We start from the raw sequence: 25,602 nt of genomic DNA, 5'->3' as shown, positions 1-25,602 counted from the left end.
TTATTGTGAAAATAGCTATTGCTCAAATTGAAATAATACCCTCAATACCATGCGATAATACAGTTAGAATCATAAGTGCTATAAGTTCTGCTAAAAAAAATAAAGCAGATATAGTAATATTTCCTGAATTAGCAGTATCTGGATATATGCTTGGTGATATGTGGGAAAGCGAAGGATTTGTAAAAGAATGTGAGGAGCTTGGAGAAGAAATTATCAAGGCTTCTAATGGCATATATGTTATTTTTGGAAATGTAGCATCGGATAAAACTAAGAAAAATTTTGATGGTAGAATAAGAAAATATAATGCTTTATTTGTAGCAAAAGATGGAAAGTTAATACATAATAATTCCACTTCCTACCCTTTTATAATAAAATCTTTACTTCCTAATTATAAAGAATTTGAAGACCCAAGACATTTTTTCAGTTTAAAAGATTTGGCTTTTGAAAATAATGCTGATATAAAAGAATATTTAAAGCCATTAGAAATAGAATGCAATGGAGAAAAAATTAAACTTGGTTTGACAATATGTGAAGATGCTTGGAGCAGTAATTATTCATTTTCTCCTATAGATATAATAAATAGCAATAAAGATGTTGATTTATTTGTTAATATATCAAGTTCTCCATATACTTTAGTGAAAGATACTAAACGTCATAAAATGTATGGTGATATAGCAAGTAAACATAATGTTCCTTTAATATATGTTAATAATGTAGGAATACAAAATAATGGAAAAACAGTTTATACTTTTGATGGCGGAAGTTCTGTTTATGACAATAATGGTAAATTGTTAATAACAGCTAATAGATACGAAGATAATTTGTATTATGCAGATATAGATGTAAAAAATAAAATATTCCCAAATCCTATGGAAATAAAAGAGGAAAATGAATATAAATTAATATACGATACAGTTATTTATGGTATAAGAAAATTTATGAAGTCTATAGGAATCAGTAAAGTAGTTATAGGCGTATCAGGAGGAATTGATTCGGCATTATCATCAGCTATGTATGTAAATGCTATTGGTAAAGACAATGTTCTTTTGGTAAATATGCCAAGTAAATTTAATTCTAACACAACTAAAAATCTTGCTAAAACATTAGCTGATAATTTAGGCTGTGCATATATGGTAGTTCCTATACAAGAATCAGTAGATTATACAGTAAAACAATTAGAAACCTCCCCTATTATAAAAGACGGAAAAGAAAGTAATTTAACAGTATCATCTTTCGTTATAGAAAATATACAAGCAAGGGATAGATCTTCAAGAGTTTTAGCTTCTATCGCAGCAAGTTTTGGAGGTGTATTTACTTGCAATGCTAATAAGACAGAAACTATGGTAGGATATTCTACTATGTATGGTGATGGTGCAGGATTCTTTGCATGTCTTGCTGATTTATGGAAATATCAAATATACGGACTTTCTAATTATGTTAACAAAGAAGTATTTAAAAAGGAAATTATTCCTGAAGGTACTATAAATATTGTTCCAAGTGCAGAATTATCTACCGCACAGGCTGTTGATGAAGGCAAAGGTGATCCTATAAAATATGATTATCATGATTATTTATTTAAATATTTAATGGAATCTTGGAATAGATCCATATTAGAAGATATTGCAGATTTGTATATTAAAGGTGAACTTGAAGAAAAAATAGGCTGTCAAAAAGGTATTTTAAATAAATATTTTAAAAATGGTAATGAATTTGTAGATGATTTGGAAAGATGGTGGAAGCAATATATGGGAATGGGTATATCAAAAAGAATACAAGCTCCTCCTATACTTGCTGTAAGCAGAAGAAGTTTTGGTTTTGGAAATAGAGAATCACAAAATAGAGTTTATTATACAGCAAAATATTTAGCTTTAAAAAACAAAATACTTGATTTAAATTAAATTTTAATGATATTAAAATTAATATTTATGTAAATTTTATTTTAAAATTATTGAGTATATAAATTTTTACTTGCAAAAAGCGATAATAAATGTTATATTTATATAGAGTAATTTATTTAAACTATATAAAAAAATAAATAGGAATTATATATAGTGGCAGCAAATATAATAGATAATAATATACGACAGGATATTCTTGATTATTCTGCTATACTTGAAACTACCGTGAAAGATATACATTCTTTCTTGGAAGAAGTTGGAAGAGTATATAGTTTTATCGGTGAAAAATTTCCTATGATTGAACAGGAAATGAAAAATGAAAACGAAAAAGCTAATAATTTGTTGTCATACTTTACTAATAAAGATAAAGGTGTAAAAAACTTTTCTAATGATTTGGAAGAAAACCAAGAAGATTTCTTTATGTCATTTGATAGAATGCAAGGGTTTATAGCTCAAGATAATGAGTTATCAGATTCTCTTGTTGAAGATGTTGGTAAGACAAGTAATATAATGGATTCTATAGAGCAAATAAGAATGCTTGCAGATCAAATTAAAGTATATTCTTTGAATGCCATTATAATATCATCTAAATATGGTGCCGGCGGTAGAGCTTTTGGAGAAATATCTAAAAACATCATTAAAATGTCTGAAACATCAAATGAACAAGCTGATCAGATGAATAGGATTGGTAAAGAGTTGTTTGTAAGATTTGAGTCATTCAAAACTGAAATTTTAAAGACTAATGAATTACAAAGACAAAACTTTACTATCATGAGAGAACAGTTAGATAAAGAACATAATAATATGGTTAATTCCTTTGCTGTTTTTTCTAATATTATATCAGATATCATTTCAAGAGTAGATAATACTTATGATTTTATATTTGAAATAATGATGGTTCTTCCTCGTGAAGATATAGTTAGACAGCAAACAGAACATATAGTTGAGTCTATAAATTCTATAGTTTATGAAAATAGGAATTTCATTGACTTTTATGGTAAAGAAGTAGAATCAATGGATGCTGAGGAACTTGAAAAAGAAGAGAATCAGACTTTAGAACACAAATTACTTGACTTATTAACTTTTGACGATGTGGTTTTGACTTTAATAATAGAAAACTTTAAATCTATACATGAAGAAATAGATTTAACAAACTCTGATATTTATAAAAGTTTGAAAGGTTTAAAAGATGCTTTATCAGATATAACTTCAGATAGAACTACTATAGTTGAGTATATGATTGGAGGAGAAAGCGGTAAATCAGAATTCCCATTCACTGTTTCAGAATCATTGTTTAATGAGTATATGGGATTTATTAAACTTTATTTAGAGAATTTTAAATTATTCCTAACAAATAAATATAGAATATCAGACAGCAATATAGCTATTATAGACTCTATTGAAGAGCTAGAGAGTATGTTCTTAGAAACTAAAAACATTGCTAAAACATTTAACTCAATTAACTTTTTGGCAAAAATAGAACTAGAAAAGAACAGCGATATATTCAATAACTCTCAAACTTTCTCAATAGAAAGCGTGGAATCAATAGCTACAAACATTACAGAAACAGTAGATGCTTGTTTGGAGCAATTCCATAATATTAAATCAGCAATATTTAGCTCTATTAATAAATTTAAGTCTAACATTAATCAACAATCTACAGAGCATTCATTTATAGAATCTATGACTGAGAGTGTTAGTAAGCGTTTAGATGAGTCAAAATATATTATTAATAATAATATTAAGAGATTAGATAGTTATGCTGATGAATTGTTTGGACTTATAGATAAAACTTTAATAGATTTAAGTACATTAAGTACATTGCTTACTAAGATTAATGAAATAATAGAAATCTTTAATAGCATGAGAAATGTTATAAGAGATAAGAAAAATGAATACTATAAAATATTAGGTATAGAAAACTGGAAAATAGAAAGTGATAAATATTTGGACATAGTTAATTCATATACAATTAAGAAAGAAAGAGCTATCGCAAACAGTATTTTATCTGGAGAAGAAGCCCCTAATGTCGATATAAGTATAGATGTAGGAGCAGATAGCGGTGACTTTACTATGTTCTAATAAAAGTAATGGAGGTGTTTGTCTATGTCAGTTATAGAAATAAATGACAATCTTAATATAAGAACCATGAGTAAATATTTTAAGAATGTTATAAAAAGTGCAAATTACAATGATGATATTACTGTGAAATTTAATTGTGAAGGTGATGCCCATATAGATTTAGCAGGTCTTCAAATATTGTATGCTATGAAAAAAGAACTTGCGAAAAATCAAAAAAATCTTATAGTAGAAGGCATGGATAATTTGTTTGTAGAATATTTAAAAATAATTAATGATAAAAATAATTAATGATATAAGAGGTTAAATGTATGGCTAAAACAATACTAATTGTAGACGATTCAAATACAGCTAGAGCATCTGTTGAATATACCTTGAAAAAGGGCAGTTATACTGTAGTGTCTGCAGATGACGGTACTACAGGATTGGAGGTATTAGGTAAAACTCCAAATGTTGATATGATAATAACTGACCTTAACATGCCTAAAATGGACGGTATAGAATTTATTAAGCATGTAAGAAAGGTAGATCAACATAAATATACCCCTATTCTTATGCTTACAACAGAATCTCAAGATGAGAAAAAAATGGAGGGTAAGGCTGCTGGTGCTAGTGGTTGGCTAGTAAAGCCATTTAACCCAACTCAACTTTTGGACGTTGTAAAACGTTTCTTAAATTGATTGTCAACCGTCTTATTATGAGCTAATAAGAATTTTATTAAAGGTAGAGGTGTAATACATGTTTGATAGTGATGAATTTATATCCATATTCTTAAGCGAAGCGAAAGAGATTGTAGAAGGGCTTGAGAATGATTTAGTTTTATTAGAGGATAATAAAAGTGATGAAGATCTTTTAAATAAGATATTTAGAAGTGCTCATACTCTTAAATCTTCAGCAGGTACAGTTGGTTTTACGACAATGAGCGAATTAAACCACGTTGCTGAAAATTTATTGGAGAAAGTAAGAAGTGGTAAATTAGATGTAACTCCACAAATGATAACAGTGTTGTTGGAATTTTTGGACACTGTTAAATTGATGTTGCAAAATATCGTTGATGGAAAAAGTGAAACAGAAGGTGTTAATAATATAGATTCTTTAAAGGCTAAAATTAAAGCTATAGCAGATGGAAATGATCCTTCAACAGTATCCTCTACTCCAGCTCCAAAAGCAGCTGCAGCACCTGAACCTAAAAAAGAAGAGCCAAAGAAAGAAGAGGAAGCTCCTAAAGCAGAAAAGGAAGAACCAGAAGCTGTTAAGAGCGGAAGTAATTCTTTCCACATTGATATGGGATTTAAAAATACTATTTTCGATAATGGTATAGACCCTCTTATGTTCTTAAATGATTTAAGAGCTATTGGTACTATCAGTAATTTGAAAATAGAATGTAATAGTCTTCCAAGTATTCTAAATCTTGAAGACCCTTATGTTTGTTATACACAATTTTCTTTGGATTTTGATACTGATGCTCCAGAAGAACAAGTTCAAAATATATTCTTATTTGTAATAGATGATAATGATATTAATATCGTTAATACAAAAGCAGAAATAAAAGATGATGCTAAACCTGCTGAAGCAACTCAAGAAGTTCAAGAAACTCCAGCAGAAGAACAAAAGCATGAAGAAGCTCAAAAAACAGAAGAAAAAACTGCAGAAGCACCAGCTGCTTCAGCTACTAATCAGCCAGCTGCTACTGCTGCACCAAAAGCTAAAGTACAAGCTCCTTCTACTGTAAGAGTTGATACAAGAAAACTTGATAGTTTAATGAACCTAATTGGAGAACTTGTTATAGCTCAGTCAAGAATAATGCAGCTTACTCAAAGTTTAGATATAGATAATGGATTAAAAGAGGCTGTAAGTTCAATGGATAGAACTTCAAGACAAATACAAGAAGAAGTTATGAATATCCGAATGATGCCTATAGGTCCTATATTCACTCAGTTCCATAGATATGTTAGAGACCTTAACTTGGAATTAAATAAAGAAGTTAAGTTAGTATTAAAAGGTGAAACAACAGAAATAGATAAAAATATGTTAGAGCAGTTATCTGACCCTCTTAAACATATTATAAGAAACTCTATGGACCACGGTATAGAAAAGACTAAAGAAGAAAGAATAGCAAGAGGTAAACCTGAATATGGTACTATTACTATGTCAGCTGCTCACCAAGAAGGTCACGTTGTTATAGAAGTATCTGATGATGGTAATGGATTAAATAAAGAAAAAATATTTAATAAAGCTGTAGAAAAAGGTTTACTTTCAAGAGATGGAAAATATTCTGATATAGAAATATACAGAACTATATTCGCACCTGGTCTTTCAACTGCTGACAAAGTTACTGACATATCTGGTAGAGGTGTTGGTATGGACGTTGTTAGAGCAAATGTTGAAAAGATGAAAGGTAAAATAGAAATTAAATCAACAGAAGGTAAAGGTAGTACATTTATTATTAAACTTCCTTTAACATTGGCAATTATTGAAGGTATTACTTTTGCTTTAGGTAAACAAATATATATTATGCCTCTAATTTCTATTATAGAACAAATTAAAGTAAAAAATGAACAAGTTAAGCCTTTCGAAGGTAAAGGTGAAATGATAAAAATTAGAGAGGAATATTTACCTTTAATTAGATTACATAAAGTATTTGAAATAGATACACAAGTTGAAAATATAGAAGATGGTATTGTTGTTGTTGTTGAAGCTGGTTATAGAAGATGTGCTATATTTGTAGATGAGCTTTTGGATCAGCAACAAGTAGTTATTAAGTCTTTGGATTCAGCTTTCAGTAAACATGCTGGAATAGCTGGTGGTACTATACTTGGAGATGGTAGAATAGCTCTTATTATAGATATACAAGGGCTAGTTAATATGTCTTTACAAGGAAAAATAAACAACGGTGTAAAATAAAGGATTGAAATATGTTAGATAATCAAAAAATAAATGCTGCTAATATACCTCAGGTTGGTGGTACTGGTTTAGATCATGAAGAAAATCTTTCTACTGAACCAAGTCAGCAATTTCTAGTATTTAAAATTGATAATGAAGAATATGCTCTTGATGTTTTAAGTATTGATGGTATTGTTGGTGTTACTAATATCACTCCTGTACCTGGAAGCCCTAAGTTTATGAGAGGCTTAATGAATTTGAGAGGTAATATTTTACATATCGTTGATATAAGAATAAGGTTTGGCTTAGACAGAAGAGATGATCATTCTATAGAAGATGATGTAATAATAGTAATATCAACTACTAATAGAAAATTCGGAATATTAGCAGATATGGTTAGTGATGTTATAACTGTTTATGAAAGTCAAATGACAGAAACACCAATAGATAATATGAGAGGTCTTCAAATCTCTAATGTTATTAGATTAGAAAATAAAATTATTATGGTTTTGCCTATAGATGAAATAATTAAATCCAATGATGATAGCAATAAAACAGTATAAAAGTAGTTAATGGGGTATGATAATATGGAAGATATGAATGCTAATATGCCTGCTTTAACTGATTCGGAATTTAATGAATTAGTTAAAATTATTTATGATAAAACTCGTATACAGATGTCTAATCATAAAAGGGCTTTAGTTACTTCTAGACTAAGTAAAAGACTTAGGGCATTGAATATGGATTCTTTTAGAGAGTACATAGATTTCGTAAAAAATGCTAAAGATGAAGAACTAACAAATTTCGTAAATGCAGTTACTACAAATAAGACTGATTTCTTTAGAGAAAATAAACATTTTGAATATATGAAAAGCACTTTACTTCCTGAGTGGGAGAAAAATTTTAAAGATGGAAAAGTTAAAAACCTTAGAATTTGGTCAGCAGCTTGTTCCACTGGTGAAGAGCCATATACAATACAAATGACGCTTCATGAGTATTTTGGAAGTAATTATGATCGATATGATATAAAGGTTTTAGCTAGTGATATAGATACAAATGTACTTGCTCATGGGAGAGCTGGTATTTATAAAGAAGAATCTGTGGAACCTATTAATCCTAACCTATTAAGAAAATATTTTTTGAAAGGTACAGGTGATAATGATGGATTATATAAAGTAAAAGATATCCTTAAAAAGAATTTGTTTTTCAGACAATTGAATTTTAAAGATGAAGACTTTGATATACATACCCAATTTGATTTGATTTTTTGTAGAAATGTTATAATTTATTTTGATAAAGAGTTTCAAAAGGAATTATTTAATAAATTCCATAGATATCTTAAAGAAGATAGTTTTGTATTTATAGGACACTCTGAAACTTTATTCGGAGTATCTGATAAATTCAAATATGTGGCTAGTAATATTTATAAAAAGATTTAAGTAGGGGTAATAATAATGATAGATTTTCCAGCAGCGGCTAACAGTAATTTTAAAAGAATAACTATATATATAGGTGGATATTATGCATCTAAAGAACCCGCTGTAATTAAAACAGTTTTGGGTAGTTGTATATCTGTTTGTCTTTTTGAAAATAAGTTAAAATTTGGCGGTATGAATCACTTTATGCTGCCAGAAATGAGGGAGTGGGAAAACCCGGCAGAAGATTACAACAATACTAGATATGGTGTTTTTGCTATGGAGGTTCTGATAAATGAAATTATTAAACTAGGTGGTAAGAAAGAAAATCTTACTGCTAAAATATTTGGCGGTGGACATGTTCTTTCCGGTATGACTAGTAATATTCTTCAAGTACCAGATAAAAATATTCAGTTCGCTAAAAAGTTCTTAGCAGATGAAAAAATACCTATAGTAAGTGAAGATATAGGAGGTTCTTGGCCTAGAAAAGTATTTTTCTTTAATACAGAAAATAGGGTTTTAATGAAAAAGCTTGAAGGTAAAACTAAAGAATTCTCTGCAGAACAAGAGATTAAATATTCTAAAAACTTACAGCATAAACTTGAGGAAAAATCAGATATCACATTGTTTTAATATATTAATAATTATTAAGGATTTTTTATGGCTACAAAAATTAAAGTATTAGCTATTGATGATAGCGCATTAATTAGACAATTACTAACAAAGATAGTAAACTCAGATCCTGCTTTGGAAATGGTTGGTACAGCAGCTAATCCAATTTTGGCTGAAAATAAGGTAAAAAATCTTAAACCAGATATTATTACCCTAGATATTGAAATGCCAGAAATGGATGGTATAACTTATCTTAAAAAATTAATGTTAAACAACCCTATTCCAGTAATCATGTTCAGTTCTTTGTTGGATAAACATAGAGAATTAGCTTTGGACGCTTTGAATATAGGTGCTTTTGATTATATTATAAAACCTACAGCTAATGTTAGAGATGGTGTTGAGGAATTAGCTACTGACTTGGTAGAAAAAATAAAAAATGCTTATGCCAATAGAGCTAAATTCTATAGAAAGCATGGTGTTTCTATGCCTACAGAAACAACTTCTACTGTTACTGAAAGAACTCCTATAAGTTTAGAAGCTCCAAAAACTCCTGGGTTTAAAGTTTATCAAAAAAATACTGCAGACATAATATTACCTCTTACACCTTCAAGAGAAACTCCTATGGATAAAATTATTCTTATAGGTTCTTCTACAGGTGGTACTGAGGCTTTGATAGAATGTCTTAAAAATGTCACACCTTCAGCTCCTCCTATTGTAATAACTCAGCACATGCCTGAACACTTTACTACTTCTTTTGCTAAGAGATTAAATAGTATTCTTAAAATTGAAGTATTTGAATCTGAAGATGGTATGCCTATAGGAAGAGGCCAAGCTGCATTAGCTCATGGCGGAAGACACACTATGATTAAAGTAAAAGGCGGAAAATATTACTTAGAAGTAAGAGATGGAGAGCCTGTTACTAGACATAAACCTTCTGTAGACGTATTATTCAGAAGCGGTGCAGTTTATGCTAAAAATAAAGCTATTGGTATTATCTTAACAGGTATGGGTGATGATGGTGCTAATGGTATGAAAGAAATGAAAGATGCTGGTGCATACAATATAGCACAAAATGAAGAAACTTGTACAGTATTTGGTATGCCTAGAGAAGCTATAGCAAGAGGTGGTGTAGATGAGGTTTTACCTTTAGATAAAATACTTGCTGCAGCTTTGAAAAGAGTATAATCTAAAATGAAAGAAAATATAGATTTATACGAATATATGAATAAATGGGTAGGTAATTCCACTACTTACCCTTATTATAAAATTGATGCAAAATTAGATTTAATATCAAAGTTAATATCTTCTCATAAATCATTTGAGAATATTTCTATTATACCATCTGGTGCTAAGAGAAATCGAACAGATGTGAATTATATGGAATATTTAAATGTGTATCTAATATTAGATGAAAATCAAAATTCTTTAGATACAAGAAATTTTAAAACTTCTATTCTAAATGCAATAAAAACTAATAAAGCATATTCTGATAAAATTAATGAAATAGCTTATTATTTAATATTACAAGATGATAATGAGAAGATATTACTTCTACCCTCTTTTAAAAACATTGAAAATAATGTGGAAGGTGCTTTAGTTACTACTTCTGATGGTTCTAATGAAATATTTTATCCCAAATTAGATAATAAAAATTTTGATAAGAAAGAACAGGAATGCGGAGTAAATTTTATTAATTTAATAAAAATATTTAAACATATATTTTTGACTTTTGCTTCTGAAATTAAATCATTAAATGAGCTTTCTTCTAGTATAATTGAAGCTCTTATATGGAACCTTCCTAATGAATATTTTAGATTTAGAGATTATGATGAGGCTGTATTGAAAGCTATTGATTATATATACGAAAAAATAGCTAGTGATGATTATATGTCTCTTTCTGAAATTAATGATATTAAAGTATTATTTTCTACCAGAAATAATCTTCACAGAAAAGAAATTTTGCAGGCTTTATACAAAATAAAACAAATCGTACAAGAAAATTTATAAAAAATTCACTTTTTTATCTTTTTTTCAAATAACTACTAACAGTAATATTGTGTTAATTCTAACTAATGATATAATATTCTAAATTATTATTTATAATAATACTTTATGGGAGAATAAAAATGAAAAAAATACCAGAAATATTCGGTAGTATGGTTTTTAATGATAATGTAATGAAGGATAAACTTCCTAAAGATATCTATAAAAAATTAATAAAAACCATAAAAAATGGCGAGCGTTTAAATTTAGAAGTTGCTAATGTTGTTGCTCATGCTATGAAAGAATGGGCTATAGAAAAAGGTGCTACACATTTTACTCATTGGTTTCAGCCTATGACAGGTGTTACTGCTGAAAAACATACTAGCTTTATAACACAAACAAGTGACGGCGATATACGTATGGAATTTACTGGTAAGGAATTAGTACAGGGTGAACCAGATGCTTCTAGCTTTCCTTCAGGAGGACTAAGAGCTACATTTGAAGCTAGAGGATATACAGCTTGGGACCCTACTTCTTACGCTTTTATAAAAGGTGATACTTTATGTATACCAAGTGCTTTCTGTTCTTATAGTGGTGAATCATTAGATAAGAAAACTCCCCTACTTCGTTCTATGCAGGTAATAGAAAAAGAGGCTAAAAGAATATTAAAACTTTTCGGACATAATAATATTAATAGAGTATTCACAACTGTAGGAGCTGAACAGGAATATTTTTTAATAGATAGAGAACTTTATTTACAAAGACCGGATTTAAGATATTGTAAAAGAACATTATTTGGAGCTTGTCCGCCTAAAGGTCAGGAATTAGAAGACCATTATTTCGGCGCAATAAAACCAAGAGTTTCAGAATTTATGAAAGAATTAGATAATGAACTTTGGAAATTAGGAATAGTTGCAAAAACTGAACATAACGAAGTAGCACCAGGTCAATATGAATTAGCTCCTGAATTTACAATTACAAATATGGCAACTGACCAAAACCAAATAACAATGGAGCTTATGAAAGTAATAGCTGAAAAACACAATTTGGCATGCATACTTCATGAAAAACCTTTTGCTGGTGTTAATGGAAGCGGTAAACACAATAACTGGTCTATAGCTACAGATACAGGATTGAATCTATTAGATCCTACTGATAATCCTGCTAATAATAAACAGTTTTTATTATTCTTAGTTGCTATTATCAAAGCTGTTGATGAGTATCAAGATTTACTTAGAGTAACTACTGCAAGTGCAAGCAATGACCATAGACTTGGTGCTTCTGAAGCTCCTCCAGCAATAATATCTATGTTCCTTGGTGATGAACTTACTGAAATACTTGAATCTATGGAAAATGATACTAAATATACAGGAAAAGAAAAAGTTGAAATGGAAATGGGAGTTAATTCATTAGCTAGACTCACTAAAGATACAACTGATAGAAACAGAACTTCTCCTTTAGCATTTACTGGTAATAAATTTGAATTTAGAATGGTTGGCTCTAGTCTTTCTGTTTCTGGACCAAATATTATAATGAATACAATAGTTGCTGAAGCTTTATCTCAATTTGCTGATATATTAGAAAAATCATCTGATTTTGATAAAGATGTTGATGAGCTTATAAGAAATACTATTAAAAAACATAAAAGAATAATATATAATGGAAACAATTATTCAGATGAATGGGTTAAAGAAGCAGAAAAAAGAGGACTATTTAATTTAAAAACAACTCCTGAAGCATTACCTCATTTCATATCTAAAAAGAATATAGATGTATTAACAAAACATAAAGTACTAACAGAAACTGAAATACATTCAAGATATGAAATAAGCATGGAGGAATATGTTAAGGAAATTAATATAGAAGCTCTTACATTGGCAGATATGGTTCATAAAGATATATTACCAAGTTCTATAGAATATTCTGGAGAAGTGGCATCTATAGCTAATAAAAAAAGTCATTTACAATTAAAATGCGATGTTGAAAAAGATTTAGCAAATAAACTAAATGATTTAATTGAAAGTCTTTATACAAAATTAGGAAAATTAGAAAACTATATTGTAGAAGGAAAGAAAATTACTGATATATCTCAATCTGCTATATTTTATAGAGATAAAATATTTGCTTGCTTAGAAGATATGAGAGTAACAATAGATGAATTAGAAAAAATAGTATCTAAAAAATATTGGAAGCTTCCAACTTATGGTGATATGCTATACAGCTTATCATAAGTAATTATCATATAAGAATCAGGTATGTAAATATATTAAATATTCATACCTGATTTTTTTAATTATCACTCATAACAGTTAAAGAATCATTTAAATATTTGATAAAATCTTCATTAAATTTTTTAGGCGATATAATTTTAAAGAATCCAATCCAAGGACTTAAAAATATTCTAAGTTCTGTAAAAGATGAAAAATCAAAACTAATTAGTATAGATCCATCTTCCAATTCTTTTTTTATTTTTTGATTAAATCCATAATCTCTATTTTTGAAATAATGTGCAACATCTGGAAGAAATTTTACTGTAGTTTTTATTAAATTATTTTTATCCCAATAAATACTTCTTTTCTTTTCTAAAAATTTTATTAATTCTTCTCTTTTAGCTGATCTAATTTCATATTGTTTGTCATATTCATCTTTTTCTTTTTTATTTGTGAATTTTATCTTTTTGATTATTTCTATATTGGAAATATTATTGACTATATATGTTTTTATTTTATCTTTTTTATTATCATTGGCAACTAAATACCATATTCCTTGAAAATAATAAATAAGATAAGCTACAGCCTCTACTTTAAAATTAACATCAGAACTTTCAAGATAATAATTAAAAGTTATATCATTCAAATTTTTAGCACAAGATAATAATTTATCTATGTTCTCACTATTTCCTGATATATTGTTTATATCATTACTAGCAATTACTATTATATCATAATAATCATTATTTACATTATTTGGCAATAATTTTGATATAGTAGAATTAGGTATTAAAGATAAATTACTGCTTATTTTTTTCATAAAAACAGAAAATAGTATATCTAAATTTTGCTTTAGATCATTTTCATTTAAATGAAAACCTCTTCTAAGTTTTTTTAAATCTTCAGGCTTTATAATGTATCTATCTTTTTCTGATACAAGTTTAATATGTAAGTATCTTTTAATTTCATCTATATCTCTTTGAGCTGTCCTTACAGACATATTATTTAACTCAACAAGCGTATTTTTTAATACAAAACCATCTAATATTAATGAAGTATATATTTCAAATAATCTAACAAATTTTTTATTTTCAGCCATATTTCCTCACATCAAAATACACTATGAACGAATTCTCTTACCGCATTTCCATTAATTTTAAATTGTTCATCTCCTACAGTAAAATATCCGTCTAATACACCCTTTGTAGTTTCTAAATCTAATTTAGTGAAACTGCCAAAATCATCATAAGAATAGTCGCTTGTTACAGTAAATACAAAGCTAAATCCTTGTTCTTTTGAATAAAAGTCTATAACATCTTTGTATTCATGAGAATCAACATTTTTATATACATACCATTTATTTTTAAATAAAAATTTTACTATTCTTGAATTTTGTGATTCCGGTTTAGAATCATAAATAAAAACAGGTATAGGTTCAGTATTATAAGAAGTGTATACTAATGCCGCTATTATATTATGTGTATATCTTGATGGATTTCTTCCAACAGTATTTATTGCTAAAACAGAACTTGTATCAGTGATAGAGTTTTCACTTCCAGGTACTATTAAATATCCAGAAGGAAGTCCATAATAAAAAGATACATATAAAGCTCTATTAGCTGCCCAGTTTACCATAGAAGCACTATAATTAGTAAATTTGAATGAAAATTCTGTTTCTATTAAATCATTAATAGAAGTTTTTACATTAATTTTTGTATTATAAAAATTAGGTATTTCTAAATCCAAATACCCTACACTTTTTCTAAATTGGGATCTTATAAAGTTATCATAAAAGTCTAAAAAGTCTTTTTCATTTTCCTTTATTATAAACTTTTGAGAATCACCATCTAATATATTAAATGCATAATATGAAAAATATCTTTTTAATCCATATTTGTATAATTTCCAAAATATAATATGATTATCATGAAACAAATACAAATATAGATTTTCAACCATTTTATCATTTATTTGAATAGATTGAGGTATACTATTAAAATCACCAGTATAATATACCCCATTATTATTTGTTATAGTAACTATAGAAGAATTGGTATCTAATACAGGAGTATCATTTCTCATATATGATTTATTAGGAATGACTCTGTAATTAACATGTATAAATATTAATGTAAATAATAAAATTATTAAAGCTGCAGAGATTAAAACGATATACTTCCTTATATAGCTGGAAGAATATTCGTAATAATCATCTTTCTTTGCTACAAGACGTTTTCTTATATACATAACTTTTCTTCTGTATTATCTTCTTTTGTATTATTATTTTCTAGGTTTGCTTTAATATCTGCCTGAACTTCTTCTTCTGTTCTGTTTTCTACTGAATCATCTATTAGTTTATTTAAAGCAAATAGTGCAACTTCAATTTCGTCATCTTTAGGTCTTCTTGTAGTAATTTTTTGGAGCAATAGACCAGGTAATATTGCTATTCTCATAAGAGGGAAATTGTAGAATTTGAAACCTAGTTTTAATATTTCATAAGATATACCAGAAACAATAGGTAATAATAATATATTTATAGCAAGTACTGTTAAATTTCCAACAATTTTTGCAGGTGTATAAGAAGCATATATATAAGTGTATACAAAATAACTTGTAAACATATATAGTAATATAGAAACAGTTAATACTAAAAACATAAATGTAGTACCGCATCTAGGGTGTATAGTAGTATATTGTCTAATATTTCCTGTATCTGGGTTTAATCCATGTTCATAAGCATTAACTACCATATGCTCTGCACCATGATATTCAAATACTCTTTTTATATCCTTAAAAAATGAAATTACTAATAAATATAAAACAAATATTGCTAATTTTATTCCGCCTCTAGCCAAATTAAAAATAACAAAATTTTCTTTTTCATTTATTCCTATAAGTGTAGTGATGAAATAAGGCAAAGCTATAAAAAGCCCTACAGCAAATGCTAAAGATACTAACATACTTAAAGTCATAGCTAGATTTTCACTTTTTTCTGATTTAGGCTTATTATCTTTTTTATTGTTTTCTTCTTCAAGACCTGCTGTATTAGCAGAGAATACTAAAGTTTTATATCCTAATTTCATCATATCTATAAAATTAACAACTCCTCTTACAAAAGGCATTTTTGTTAATTTATTTTTATTTTCTGGAATAGATGCTTTAATAAAATCTATTTGTTTATCAGGTTTTCTTACAGCAACAACATAATGACTTCTATTTCTGAGCATTATGCCTTCTATAACAGCCTGACCGCCTACTCCTTCTTTTATTCTATTTTCATCTAATTTTTTACTCAAATTATACACCTCATCTATTTTAAAGTTAAAGTAAATATATAATATATTAAATATGATATTCTTTCAAGCATAAAAAAAACTTGAATTTGTAAAAAAAATTTATATATTATATGGTATGAAGCCCTTACTAATATTAATTATTAATTTTATTATTCTTGCTTTTATTTCATGCAAAAGCACAAATGTACAAATGATAGAAGTATCAGAACATCATAATAAAGAAACAGTAGAAGTAGAAAAGCCAAAAGCAACTATTTTAAAAGATAGAGCTGGATACTATAAAAGTAAAAGTCCTTATTTTACTTTTGATGCTGATTTAAAACAAAATGGATTTGCTTATGTAGTATTAAAAGGATGGATGGTTTATAGGGGATATGTAAAAGTTGGGGATCCATCATCTGAAGCTACAAAATTTAGACTAGATATAGATAATATTACTTATGTTATATTAGAGTTTAAAGACTTAAATAATGCTCAAGCTTCTATAATATTAAAAAATGTAGTACAGCAAGTATTACCAATGACAAAAGTACAGCAGCAGCAATAAATACTATTAAAAGAATCCTTCGCTTTTAGCATCTTTACTCATAAGTTCTGTTAATGTATCCTGTATATTCGCATTATTAAAAAGTATATTATATATGGCTTCTGTGATTGGCATATAAATATTATTTTTTTTAGAATATTCATAAGCCGCAGTAGTAGCATATACTCCTTCAGCAACCTGCCCATGACTTTCAGCTATTACATCTTGATATTTTTTTCCCTTAGCAAGTTCTCTGCCTAGTCTATTGTTTCTGCTGAGTCCGCTGGAACAAGTTACTATTAAATCCCCTATTCCTGAAAGTCCGTACATAGTATCGGTTCTGGCACCTTTACTTAATGCAAATCTTACTATTTCATGCAATCCTCTAGTTATGAGTGCTGCTTTTGTATTATCGCCGAGTTTAAGTCCGTCTACTATACCGCCGGCAATAGCTATAATATTTTTTAAAGCTCCGCCTATTTCAACACCTTTTTGATCTGTAGAGTTATATATTCTAAATTTAGGAGGTATTGTTAATGTATCTCTTACATATTCAGAAACACCTTTTTCACCGCCTACAACTACAGCAGTTGGAACACCTTTGGCAACTTCTTCAGCATGAGAAGGGCCTGAAAGAGTTAATATTGATAAATCTCCAGATATTATACTCCTTGCCACTTCGCTCATAGTTTTACCTGTATTTCTATCTAGCCCCTTTGTAGCAGACACTAATATTTGTTCATTACTTATATATGGTTCTATATTTGTACAGGCTTCAGAAAATGCAAAAGATGGTGTTACTATTATAACTATTTCACTATCATTTACAGCCTCGCCTATATCCATTGTGAAATTTATATCTTCATTTAATTTAATATTTTTCAAATAATTATCATTTTGATGTGAAGAATTTAATAGTTTATAGCTTTCTTCGCTATGCACCCAAACTTTAATATTGTGTTTCTCTGAGAAAATATTAGCAAGTGCAAGTCCCCAACCGCCAGCACCTATAATTCCAACATTTGCCATAATATACCCCACCTATTTATTATGATATTAGTATATATAAAAAATAACTATTATCAAGACATAATTGTAAAAATATTATGTAAACTATTCTTTTAATGATTTTTCTAATAGCAGGCATATACCATTCAGTAAATCTTCTTTTTTGATTTTATTATTATCCTTAACCCAGCATAATATTACTGAAACCAAAGCTCCAGAAAAGAATTGAGAAGTTATTTTTGTGTTTTCAATATTATCAGTTTTCATGGTTTCATCTAAATATTCTGTAAATATTTTGTATAATGATGAAACGAAAAGCAATGTATTATTATAATCTATTAATGACACATTAAAATATTGTTTATTATCATCAAAGTAATTAATAACTTTTTCTAATATTTTTCTATAATTTTTTTTGAAATCATATATTGAATTATCTTTCTTTAATTCTTTTATAATATCCTGTTTAATATCCTCTATAATTGAATTTAATAATTCCTCTTTATTATTGAAATGATCATAAAATGTAACTCTATTTATCATGGCATTATCGCATATTTCTGTTACACTTATATCTTTTAATGAATTAGTTTTTAAAAGTTCAAGCAATGATTCTTTTAAAAGTTTTTCAGTTTTCAATATTCTTAAGTCTTTTTTATCGTTCTTCATTTGTATAGTATGCCATATATTAGAATAAAAATAAAGCTTTTTAAATAAAATTTATTTCACATATTGATATATTGTGTATTACACACTATAATGTATTATATAATATATAAAGGATTTAATATTGAACTATGATGATATAGTATCAAATTTGATGCAGGAACTAAGACGCGGAACTTTAATAATAGTTGTACTTAGTCAATTAAAAAAAGAAGAATACGGATACAATTTGATTACTAAATTAAAAGAAAACGGTATTACGGTTGAAGCTAATACTTTATACCCTCTTTTAAGAAGATTAGAAAATCAAGGGCTTTTAAAAAGTGAATGGAATACTAAAGAAGATAAGCCAAGAAAATATTATTCTATAACAAAAGACGGAAAAGAAGTTTTAAAAAAAGCTGTTCATCATTGGAAGGAATTTTCATCTAATGTTAATAAAATAATAGATGAATAATTTTTTTTAATTTTTTAATATATAGGAGTTTATATGATTAACAATAAAGAAAATAAAAAAGCGGAAGATATTATTGAAAGATATATTTATACTGTTACAAAATCAATGCCCGATAAAATTAAAGAAGATGTTTCTAATGAAATAAGAACTCTTATTGATGATATAATCAAAGAAAGATTTTCAAACTCAGACTATAAAATAAATGATATAAAAAATATTTTAATAGAAATCGGAAATCCTTATGAACTTGCATGTAAATATGATACAGATTACAATAAATGCTTAATAGGATATCCATATTATATATATTATAAATTTGTATTAAAAATTGTATTATCTTCAACATTGCTTGGAATAGTAGTTTCATCAATAATTAATATAATTATAAATAATGAAGCTTTCAATATAATTAATACAGCAAGCAATATTTTTACTGCATTGTTATTAGCATTTTCATTTGTAACATTAATATTTGTATTTATTTCAAATAAGAATATAGATATTTCCAGCATAACAGTAGATTTTGATAATCTTCCAAAACTTCCCAATAAAAAAATAAATTTATATAATTCAATTATTAAGATATCCGCAGCAATTATATTTTTATCTCTTTTGTTCTTATCTCCAAATTTATTTTCAATAAAAATAAATAATGAATATTTTGCATTCTTTAATATAGACATTATGAAGAATAGTTTTTTATTTCCTTTAATATTCATTTTAATGCTTATATCAAGAGAAATCATCAAAATGTTTACAGACACTTACAATAAAAAAACAGTTGCATTGTTTATTGGTATTGATATAGTATCAGCTATTGCATCATCATTATGGCTATTATCATACAATGTAATTAATATTAATTTTATGAATGCATTAATAAAATTAGAATCAGCAAATTCTCTTGCTTTTAAGATATTCAATAATTTTCAGTTATTTTGTTTAATATGTATATTATTTGCTTTGCTTCTAGATAGTATATATGTTTTATTAAAATTAAAAAATAACCTTGCATATAAAGGCTAATATATGCAAGGCTTTTAATAACGATAATAAAAATTTATATGAAGGATCAATCTGCAATTAATTATTATATAGTACTATAGATTCATAAGGTCTTAACTTTAATGTGTTATCAAGTACTGCCTCATCATAATTTGAAAGAAGGCATTTCGATTTTTTTATATCAAAATCAATATTACTTAAATCTATAGTGCACTCATTACTGTAAAAATTATTTATTACTAAAAGTTTTTCATTATTGTATTCTCTTATAAAAGCAAATACATTTTTATCATCTTTTAATATAGGTATAGTTTTACCTTCTGAAATAACTTTATAATCTTTTCTTAATTTTATTAATTTTTTATAATGATTAAATATAGAGTTTTCATCTTTAATATTATTTTCAGCATTAATATCTTTATAATTATCAATAACTTCTATCCAAGGTTTAGCATTTGAAAATCCTGCATTCTCTTTGTCATTCCATTGCATAGGAGTTCTTGAATTATCTCTTGATCTACTTTGAAGTATTTTATATATTTCTTTTTCTTCTATGCCATTATTTTTAAGTATATTGAAATAGTTTATTGATTCAACATCTTTATATTGATTAATATTATCAAAATAAGCATTAGTCATACCTATTTCTTCGCCTTGATAAATATAAGGAGTACCTCTTAAACAATGCATAACAGTAGCAAGCATTTTAGCAGATTCTTTATGGTATTTTTTATCATCTCCGAATCTTGAAACTATTCTAGGCTGATCATGATTGCACCAAAATAAGGCTGACCATGCATTATTATCCTGCATTCCTTCCTGCCAAGAAAATAAAAGATTTTTTAATTCTTGAAAATCAAAATCCATTAACTGCCATTTATCTTTATTTTTATAATCAACTTTAAGATGATGAAAACTAAATACCATGCTAAGTTCATTTTCTTTTTCACCAGAATATTTAATACAGTTTTCTATACTTGTTGATGACATTTCACCTACAGTAACAGCATTATCATATTTTCCGAAAGTATTTTTATTTAATTCTTTTAAATATTTATGTATATTTATTCCGTCAGTATAGAAACGTCTGCCGTCTCCTTCAAAATCATCTTCAAAAATTTCTGGTTTTGATATAAGGTTTATAACATCAAATCTAAATCCGTAAACCCCTTTTTTTATCCAGAAGTTAACTATGTCAAAAATTTCTTTTCTTACTTCTTCATTATCCCAATTCAAATCAGCCTGACTAACATCGAATAGATGCAAATAATACTCATCAAATTTTTCTATATACTGCCAAGCATTGCCGCCGAATTTAGATACCCAATTTGTAGGAGGTACTTTTTTTTCATTTTTTCCATCAACTACTCTGCCCTTTTTGAATATATAATAATTTTTATATTTTTCTTCTCCATTAATAGCCTTCTTAAACCATTCATGTTCTGTAGAAGTATGATTGAATACCATATCAAACATTATATCTATATTTCTTTTTTTAGCTTCTTTTATGAGTTCTTCAACATCTTCCATAGTACCATAAGAAGGATCAACATTATAATAATCAGCAACATCGTATCCATTATCTTTTTGAGGAGATACGAAGAAAGGAGTACTCCAAATAATATCTACTCCTAAATTCTGTAAATAATCTAATTTTGATATTATTCCTCTTATATCTCCAAATCCGTCATTATTACTATCCATAAAAGATTTTGGATATATTTGATAAACAACTTTATTTTTAAAATTCATAAATGATTCCTAATTAAATAATTTTATAATAATATTTATAAGTTTCATAACGGCAGCCAATAATTATAGTTAACTGCCGTGTATATAATAAAAACCTATAAATATTTACCCCGCTTTATTATTTTATTTCTATAATTTTTCCTTCACCGTTTTTTATGATAGTATTTTCCTTTAATATATTAATTTTAGTTCCGTCTGTAAACACTACAGGAGATACTAAAGATTTTCCATGATTTTTTACGTATTCTAAATCAACTTTAGCTATTTTATCTCCTTTTTTCACTTTATCTCCCACTTTTACAAAAGATTCAAAACCTTCTCCATTAAGTTCTACAGTATCCATTCCAATATGAATAAGTATTTCATTTCCTCCTGCTGTTTCTATACCATAAGCATGTTTTGTAGGGAAAGCGGCTATTATTTCACCATCACAAGGAGAAGTAACTATACTATCAGCTAATTCTATTGCGAAACCTTCTCCCATAGCACCGCTTGAAAATGCCTCATCTGCTATATCTGATAATTTATAAACTTTTCCATTCATAGGTGAAACAAAATTATCATCATCTAAAGCTATACTTTCTGCAGCTGATGCATTATCTGAAACAGTTTCTGTTTTTTCTGAAATATCTGTATTATCAGTTAAATCTTCTGGTTTTAATTTTTTCTTTCCTACTATAAAAGTTAATACTAATGGTATAGCTATAGCAAAAATCATAGCAACAGCAAACATTAACATATGCTGAGGCTGTATTGAAAGTATGCCAGGTATACCGCCAATACCAATAGATGTAGCCATAACCTTAGAACCAACTGATATAATTGCAGCCACACAAGAACCTATCAATGCACATATAAATGGAAAACCATATTTTAAATTTACACCGAATAATGCAGGTTCTGTAACTCCTAAATAACATGATATAAAAGCAGGTATATTTATTTGTTTAGCTTTGTTATTTCTTTTCTGAAGTATAGACATAGCAACTACTGCAGAACCTTGTGCTATATTTGATAAAGCTATCATAGGCCATAACATAGTACCGCCGAACTGACTCATAAGCTGTAAGTCAATAGCATTAGACATGTGATGAAGACCAGTTATTACTAAAGGAGCATAGAAGAATCCGAATACCCCAGCAAATAAAACACCAAATTTTGATGTTAAGCCAGTATATACAACATAAGAAACAGCCTCACCTATTTTCCAACCTATAGGACCAACAACAGCATGTGCTATAATAACTGTTGGTATTAATGAAGCAAAAGGTATTATAACCATAGAAACATATTCAGGGACAACTTTTCTCCAAAACTTCTCTAAATAAACCAATATAAATCCCGCCATTATAGCCGGTATAACTTGTGCCTGATAACCAACCATAGGCATTTTAAATATTCCGAAATCATAAAACTTAGGATCAACACTTCCAACCAAATAAGCATTAACAAGCTGAGGAGATACTAATGTTATACCTAAAACAATACCTAATATTTGAGTAGTTCCCATTTTTCTAGTAATAGACCATGTGATACCTACAGGAAGGAAATGGAAAATTGCTTCACCTATTAACCATAAAAAATCATTTGTTCCAGCCCAGAACTGAGATATTTGAGTTAAACTCTTTGTACCTTCTTCAAAAAATTTTATATCTGATATTACGCTTCTAAAACCTAATATAAAACCTCCGCATATAATAGCTGGAATAAGAGGTGAAAATATTTCTGCTATGTTAGACATTAAACGCTGCAAGAATGTTTGATTGCCTTTTGCTGATTCTTTTACAGCATCTTTACTTACTCCTTCTATACCAGAAATTTTAACAAATTCATTATAATATTCTGAAACTTCATTACCTATTATAACTTGAAATTGTCCTGATTGAGTAAAAGTACCTTTAGTAGATTTTAAATTTTCAATAGCTTTGATATCTGCTTTTTTAGGGTCTATTAAAACAAAACGCATTCTTGTAACACAATGAGTTATTGCCTTAACATTTTCTTTTCCGCCAACATATTTTAATAGAAGTGTGGCGTCTTCGGTGAATTTTCCCATAAATATGCCTCCATAGCTTTATATATTTTTATTATCATTAACTTGTACGTACATATTAACATATACGTACAAGTTTGTCAATTCTCTTTTAATGATTTTTTATTAATTTTAATAATTGATAAATACTTATAGAAGATTATAATTATTTTATATTTAGATCATAAGGTATGGTAATTATGGGATTATTAAATGATTTCACTAAAAAACTTATTCCTAATTTTTTATATACTGATTCACTTAAAGGAAAAGTAGGAGAATTTGAAGTAGATAATGCTTTAAATCCATTATTTTTTGGTAAAGCAGAACATAGGCAAATAAATAACTTAGTAATAATTGATGATAATGGAAAAAGTCATCAAATAGATCATATAGAAATAAGAGCAAATGGTATATTTTGCATAGAAACTAAAAATTACAGCGGACTTATATTTGGCAGTGAAAATCAGGAAAAATGGACTCAATGTTTAAGACATGGTAAAAAGAACTATTTTTATAATCCGTTAAAACAAAATAAATCTCATATATTTCATTTAAAAAAATTATTGGATAATAAATATAATGTTTATTCATTAATTGTATTTACTCAAAATAATGCTGATAAAATAGATATAAATAATGTAATTAATTTATGTGATTTAAAAAATTATTTAAATAATTTTAATGAAGGAAATAATTATACTACTGATGAAATGAATTATATTTATGAGAAATTAATATCAAATCATAATAATATTTCAAATTCGGAACATATAAAAAATATAAATGATACTAAACAAGAAATAAGTAATGGTATATGTCCAAGATGTAAAGGAAAATTAATTTTAAGAGAGGGAAAATACGGACAATTTTATGGATGCAGTAATTATCCAAATTGTAAATTCACAATAAAAAAATAATAATTATCTTCTTGCAAAATCTCTGAATTTAAATTTATCTGGTCTATGTCTTGCAGATGTGAGCTGAAAAACTCTTGTATCTGATAAAAATGTTCTAGACTCTACATTTATCACCATATCATAATCTTTTAAATCTAAAAGCTTTTTATCATTATTATTTATTTTTTCACATGATATTTCTCTTTCAGCATAAGATATTTTTAACTGAAGATTTTTTTCTATATGTTCATATAAAGAGTCTTTTAAAATATTTTCATCTATAAACGGTATAATAGATGCATTAATAAAGTCTATATCAAGTATAATATTTTCTCCGTCTATATTTCTTATTCTCTCTATAGCCCATACTTTATCATCGTCATTTAGTTTCAATGCTTTTTTTACTAATGCATCAGGTTTTATGCATTCACATCTATGCACTATAGTTTCTACTTTACCGTACATTTTTGAAGCAACTTCTTTAAAACTGAATATTCCTCCGAATTCAAAATTATATATATTTGAATTGATAACTATAGAACCTTTTCCTTTATGTTTTTGAATGCATCCATTGTTAGATAAAAGCTGCAATGACTTTCTTATGGTATCCCTTGAAGCATCGTATTCTTTCATCAAATCATATTCGCTTGGAAGTATATCCCCTTTTTTGTAGTATCCAAATCTTATTTTATCGAGCAAATTATTATAAATTTCTTCGTACTTTGATGCCATAACAACCTCTATTTTGAATTGAAATATTATAATATAAAAAGTTATGTTTGTAAATATATGTTTTTTATACTGATTGTTTAAGAGCCATAGATATTGCACACTTTTATTTTAAAAAAAGAAGGTATTCCTTATAATTTAAATTACTAGAA

Annotated in this window: 23 protein-coding genes; 15 read left to right on the top strand and 8 right to left on the bottom strand. The window is 27.4% G+C overall.

Annotated elements, in window-relative coordinates:
• The first annotated feature begins 5 nt into the window (after positions 1-5).
• The 11 genes from nadE to Q0K52_RS00065 all read left to right on the top strand — a co-directional run bounded on the left by nadE (position 6) and on the right by Q0K52_RS00065 (position 13,101).
• Positions 6-1,898 (top strand): NAD(+) synthase, encoded by a 1,893-nt coding sequence (gene nadE, locus Q0K52_RS00115; RefSeq protein ID WP_297295210.1) that lies wholly within the window; start codon positions 6-8, stop codon positions 1,896-1,898.
• Between the two features lie 153 nt (positions 1,899-2,051).
• Positions 2,052-3,980, top strand: coding sequence for a chemotaxis protein (locus Q0K52_RS00110; protein WP_297295208.1), 1,929 nt, complete (start codon positions 2,052-2,054; stop codon positions 3,978-3,980).
• A 24-nt stretch (positions 3,981-4,004) separates the two neighbouring features.
• Positions 4,005-4,268 carry an anti-anti-sigma factor gene (locus Q0K52_RS00105; protein ID WP_297295206.1) on the top strand — a complete coding sequence of 88 codons (264 nt, stop codon included), beginning with the start codon at positions 4,005-4,007 and terminating at the stop codon, positions 4,266-4,268.
• Positions 4,269-4,288: 20 nt separating this feature from the next.
• Positions 4,289-4,657, top strand: a complete 369-nt coding sequence (locus Q0K52_RS00100; protein WP_008725288.1) for a response regulator — start codon at positions 4,289-4,291, stop codon at positions 4,655-4,657.
• Between the two features lie 58 nt (positions 4,658-4,715).
• Complete coding sequence (locus Q0K52_RS00095; RefSeq protein WP_297295203.1) at positions 4,716-6,881, top strand: chemotaxis protein CheA; 2,166 nt, start codon at positions 4,716-4,718, stop codon at positions 6,879-6,881.
• Positions 6,882-6,892: 11 nt separating this feature from the next.
• Positions 6,893-7,423, top strand: coding sequence for a chemotaxis protein CheW (locus tag Q0K52_RS00090; RefSeq protein ID WP_297295201.1), 531 nt, complete (start codon positions 6,893-6,895; stop codon positions 7,421-7,423).
• Between the two features lie 24 nt (positions 7,424-7,447).
• Positions 7,448-8,299, top strand: coding sequence for a protein-glutamate O-methyltransferase CheR (locus Q0K52_RS00085; RefSeq protein WP_297295199.1), 852 nt, complete (start codon positions 7,448-7,450; stop codon positions 8,297-8,299).
• A gap of 15 nt (positions 8,300-8,314) precedes the next feature.
• Entirely contained in the window at positions 8,315-8,908 is a 594-nt protein-coding gene (locus Q0K52_RS00080; protein ID WP_012670039.1) for a chemotaxis protein CheD, read from the top strand.
• A gap of 27 nt (positions 8,909-8,935) precedes the next feature.
• Positions 8,936-10,072: a chemotaxis response regulator protein-glutamate methylesterase gene (locus tag Q0K52_RS00075; RefSeq protein ID WP_297295197.1), complete on the top strand. Its 1,137-nt coding sequence runs from the start codon at positions 8,936-8,938 to the stop codon at positions 10,070-10,072.
• 6 nt (positions 10,073-10,078) lie between these two features.
• A complete protein-coding gene (locus Q0K52_RS00070) occupies positions 10,079-10,894 on the top strand; it encodes a hypothetical protein (RefSeq protein ID WP_297295195.1) in 816 nt (271 codons plus the stop codon).
• Between the two features lie 119 nt (positions 10,895-11,013).
• Positions 11,014-13,101: a glutamine synthetase III gene (locus tag Q0K52_RS00065; protein ID WP_297295193.1), complete on the top strand. Its 2,088-nt coding sequence runs from the start codon at positions 11,014-11,016 to the stop codon at positions 13,099-13,101.
• Positions 13,102-13,159: 58 nt separating this feature from the next.
• Here the strand turns inward: Q0K52_RS00065 and Q0K52_RS00060 are convergent, their stop codons facing one another.
• Genes Q0K52_RS00060 through Q0K52_RS00050 form a run of 3 tightly spaced genes read right to left on the bottom strand, consistent with a single transcriptional unit; the run spans position 13,160 to position 16,376 of the window.
• Positions 13,160-14,179: a WYL domain-containing protein gene (locus tag Q0K52_RS00060; protein WP_297295191.1), complete on the bottom strand. Its 1,020-nt coding sequence runs from the start codon at positions 14,177-14,179 to the stop codon at positions 13,160-13,162.
• Between the two features lie 11 nt (positions 14,180-14,190).
• Positions 14,191-15,327: a hypothetical protein gene (locus Q0K52_RS00055; RefSeq protein ID WP_297295189.1), complete on the bottom strand. Its 1,137-nt coding sequence runs from the start codon at positions 15,325-15,327 to the stop codon at positions 14,191-14,193.
• Positions 15,318-16,376, bottom strand: a complete 1,059-nt coding sequence (locus tag Q0K52_RS00050) for a DUF1385 domain-containing protein (RefSeq protein WP_367270946.1) — start codon at positions 16,374-16,376, stop codon at positions 15,318-15,320. The genes Q0K52_RS00055 and Q0K52_RS00050 overlap by 10 nt, the downstream gene beginning before the upstream one ends.
• A gap of 115 nt (positions 16,377-16,491) precedes the next feature.
• Here Q0K52_RS00050 and Q0K52_RS00045 point away from each other — a divergent pair, with 115 nt between their 5' ends.
• A complete protein-coding gene (locus Q0K52_RS00045) occupies positions 16,492-16,923 on the top strand; it encodes a hypothetical protein (RefSeq protein WP_297295185.1) in 432 nt (143 codons plus the stop codon).
• 6 nt (positions 16,924-16,929) lie between these two features.
• Here Q0K52_RS00045 and Q0K52_RS00040 read toward each other — a convergent pair whose 3' ends face one another.
• Together Q0K52_RS00040 and Q0K52_RS00035 are read right to left on the bottom strand one after the other, a co-directional pair.
• Positions 16,930-17,931, bottom strand: coding sequence for an NAD(P)H-dependent glycerol-3-phosphate dehydrogenase (locus Q0K52_RS00040; protein ID WP_297295183.1), 1,002 nt, complete (start codon positions 17,929-17,931; stop codon positions 16,930-16,932).
• A gap of 84 nt (positions 17,932-18,015) precedes the next feature.
• Positions 18,016-18,579 (bottom strand): TetR/AcrR family transcriptional regulator, encoded by a 564-nt coding sequence (locus Q0K52_RS00035; RefSeq protein ID WP_297295181.1) that lies wholly within the window; start codon positions 18,577-18,579, stop codon positions 18,016-18,018.
• 121 nt (positions 18,580-18,700) lie between these two features.
• Here Q0K52_RS00035 and Q0K52_RS00030 point away from each other — a divergent pair, with 121 nt between their 5' ends.
• Positions 18,701-19,033: a PadR family transcriptional regulator gene (locus tag Q0K52_RS00030; protein WP_297295179.1), complete on the top strand. Its 333-nt coding sequence runs from the start codon at positions 18,701-18,703 to the stop codon at positions 19,031-19,033.
• Between the two features lie 33 nt (positions 19,034-19,066).
• Positions 19,067-20,059, top strand: a complete 993-nt coding sequence (locus tag Q0K52_RS00025; RefSeq protein ID WP_297295177.1) for a hypothetical protein — start codon at positions 19,067-19,069, stop codon at positions 20,057-20,059.
• A gap of 57 nt (positions 20,060-20,116) precedes the next feature.
• Here Q0K52_RS00025 and treC read toward each other — a convergent pair whose 3' ends face one another.
• Positions 20,117-21,790, bottom strand: coding sequence for an alpha,alpha-phosphotrehalase (treC, locus tag Q0K52_RS00020; RefSeq protein ID WP_297295175.1), 1,674 nt, complete (start codon positions 21,788-21,790; stop codon positions 20,117-20,119).
• Positions 21,791-21,908: 118 nt separating this feature from the next.
• Positions 21,909-23,846, bottom strand: coding sequence for a PTS system trehalose-specific EIIBC component (treP, locus tag Q0K52_RS00015; protein WP_297295172.1), 1,938 nt, complete (start codon positions 23,844-23,846; stop codon positions 21,909-21,911).
• A 176-nt stretch (positions 23,847-24,022) separates the two neighbouring features.
• Here treP and Q0K52_RS00010 point away from each other — a divergent pair, with 176 nt between their 5' ends.
• Positions 24,023-24,742: a nuclease-related domain-containing protein gene (locus tag Q0K52_RS00010; RefSeq protein ID WP_297295170.1), complete on the top strand. Its 720-nt coding sequence runs from the start codon at positions 24,023-24,025 to the stop codon at positions 24,740-24,742.
• Between the two features lie 3 nt (positions 24,743-24,745).
• Here the strand turns inward: Q0K52_RS00010 and treR are convergent, their stop codons facing one another.
• Entirely contained in the window at positions 24,746-25,453 is a 708-nt protein-coding gene (gene treR / locus Q0K52_RS00005; protein ID WP_297295168.1) for a trehalose operon repressor, read from the bottom strand.
• Positions 25,454-25,602: the final 149 nt, after the last annotated feature.

Origin of the sequence: uncultured Brachyspira sp., from assembly GCF_944390845.1 — a bacterium.
In the GTDB taxonomy this organism is placed as follows: domain Bacteria; phylum Spirochaetota; class Brachyspiria; order Brachyspirales; family Brachyspiraceae; genus Brachyspira; species Brachyspira pulli.
This window is presented reverse-complemented; position numbering and strand designations above follow the sequence as displayed.

Excerpts from the sequence above, each read along its gene's own strand:
- Q0K52_RS00105 (WP_297295206.1), top strand. The coding sequence starts at position 4,005 with ATGTCAGTTATAGAAATAAATGACAATCTTAATATAAGAACCATGAGT.
- Q0K52_RS00100 (WP_008725288.1), top strand. The coding sequence starts at position 4,289 with ATGGCTAAAACAATACTAATTGTAGACGATTCAAATACAGCTAGAGCA.
- Q0K52_RS00095 (WP_297295203.1), top strand. The coding sequence starts at position 4,716 with ATGTTTGATAGTGATGAATTTATATCCATATTCTTAAGCGAAGCGAAA.
- Q0K52_RS00090 (WP_297295201.1), top strand. The coding sequence starts at position 6,893 with ATGTTAGATAATCAAAAAATAAATGCTGCTAATATACCTCAGGTTGGT.
- Q0K52_RS00085 (WP_297295199.1), top strand. The coding sequence starts at position 7,448 with ATGGAAGATATGAATGCTAATATGCCTGCTTTAACTGATTCGGAATTT.
- Q0K52_RS00080 (WP_012670039.1), top strand. The coding sequence starts at position 8,315 with ATGATAGATTTTCCAGCAGCGGCTAACAGTAATTTTAAAAGAATAACT.
- Q0K52_RS00075 (WP_297295197.1), top strand. The coding sequence starts at position 8,936 with ATGGCTACAAAAATTAAAGTATTAGCTATTGATGATAGCGCATTAATT.
- Q0K52_RS00070 (WP_297295195.1), top strand. The coding sequence starts at position 10,079 with ATGAAAGAAAATATAGATTTATACGAATATATGAATAAATGGGTAGGT.
- Q0K52_RS00065 (WP_297295193.1), top strand. The coding sequence starts at position 11,014 with ATGAAAAAAATACCAGAAATATTCGGTAGTATGGTTTTTAATGATAAT.
- Q0K52_RS00060 (WP_297295191.1), bottom strand. The coding sequence starts at position 14,179 with ATGGCTGAAAATAAAAAATTTGTTAGATTATTTGAAATATATACTTCA.
- Q0K52_RS00055 (WP_297295189.1), bottom strand. The coding sequence starts at position 15,327 with ATGTATATAAGAAAACGTCTTGTAGCAAAGAAAGATGATTATTACGAA.
- Q0K52_RS00045 (WP_297295185.1), top strand. The coding sequence starts at position 16,492 with ATGAAGCCCTTACTAATATTAATTATTAATTTTATTATTCTTGCTTTT.
- Q0K52_RS00040 (WP_297295183.1), bottom strand. The coding sequence starts at position 17,931 with ATGGCAAATGTTGGAATTATAGGTGCTGGCGGTTGGGGACTTGCACTT.
- Q0K52_RS00035 (WP_297295181.1), bottom strand. The coding sequence starts at position 18,579 with ATGAAGAACGATAAAAAAGACTTAAGAATATTGAAAACTGAAAAACTT.
- Q0K52_RS00025 (WP_297295177.1), top strand. The coding sequence starts at position 19,067 with ATGATTAACAATAAAGAAAATAAAAAAGCGGAAGATATTATTGAAAGA.
- treC (WP_297295175.1), bottom strand. The coding sequence starts at position 21,790 with ATGAATTTTAAAAATAAAGTTGTTTATCAAATATATCCAAAATCTTTT.
- treP (WP_297295172.1), bottom strand. The coding sequence starts at position 23,846 with ATGGGAAAATTCACCGAAGACGCCACACTTCTATTAAAATATGTTGGC.
- Q0K52_RS00010 (WP_297295170.1), top strand. The coding sequence starts at position 24,023 with ATGGGATTATTAAATGATTTCACTAAAAAACTTATTCCTAATTTTTTA.
- treR (WP_297295168.1), bottom strand. The coding sequence starts at position 25,453 with ATGGCATCAAAGTACGAAGAAATTTATAATAATTTGCTCGATAAAATA.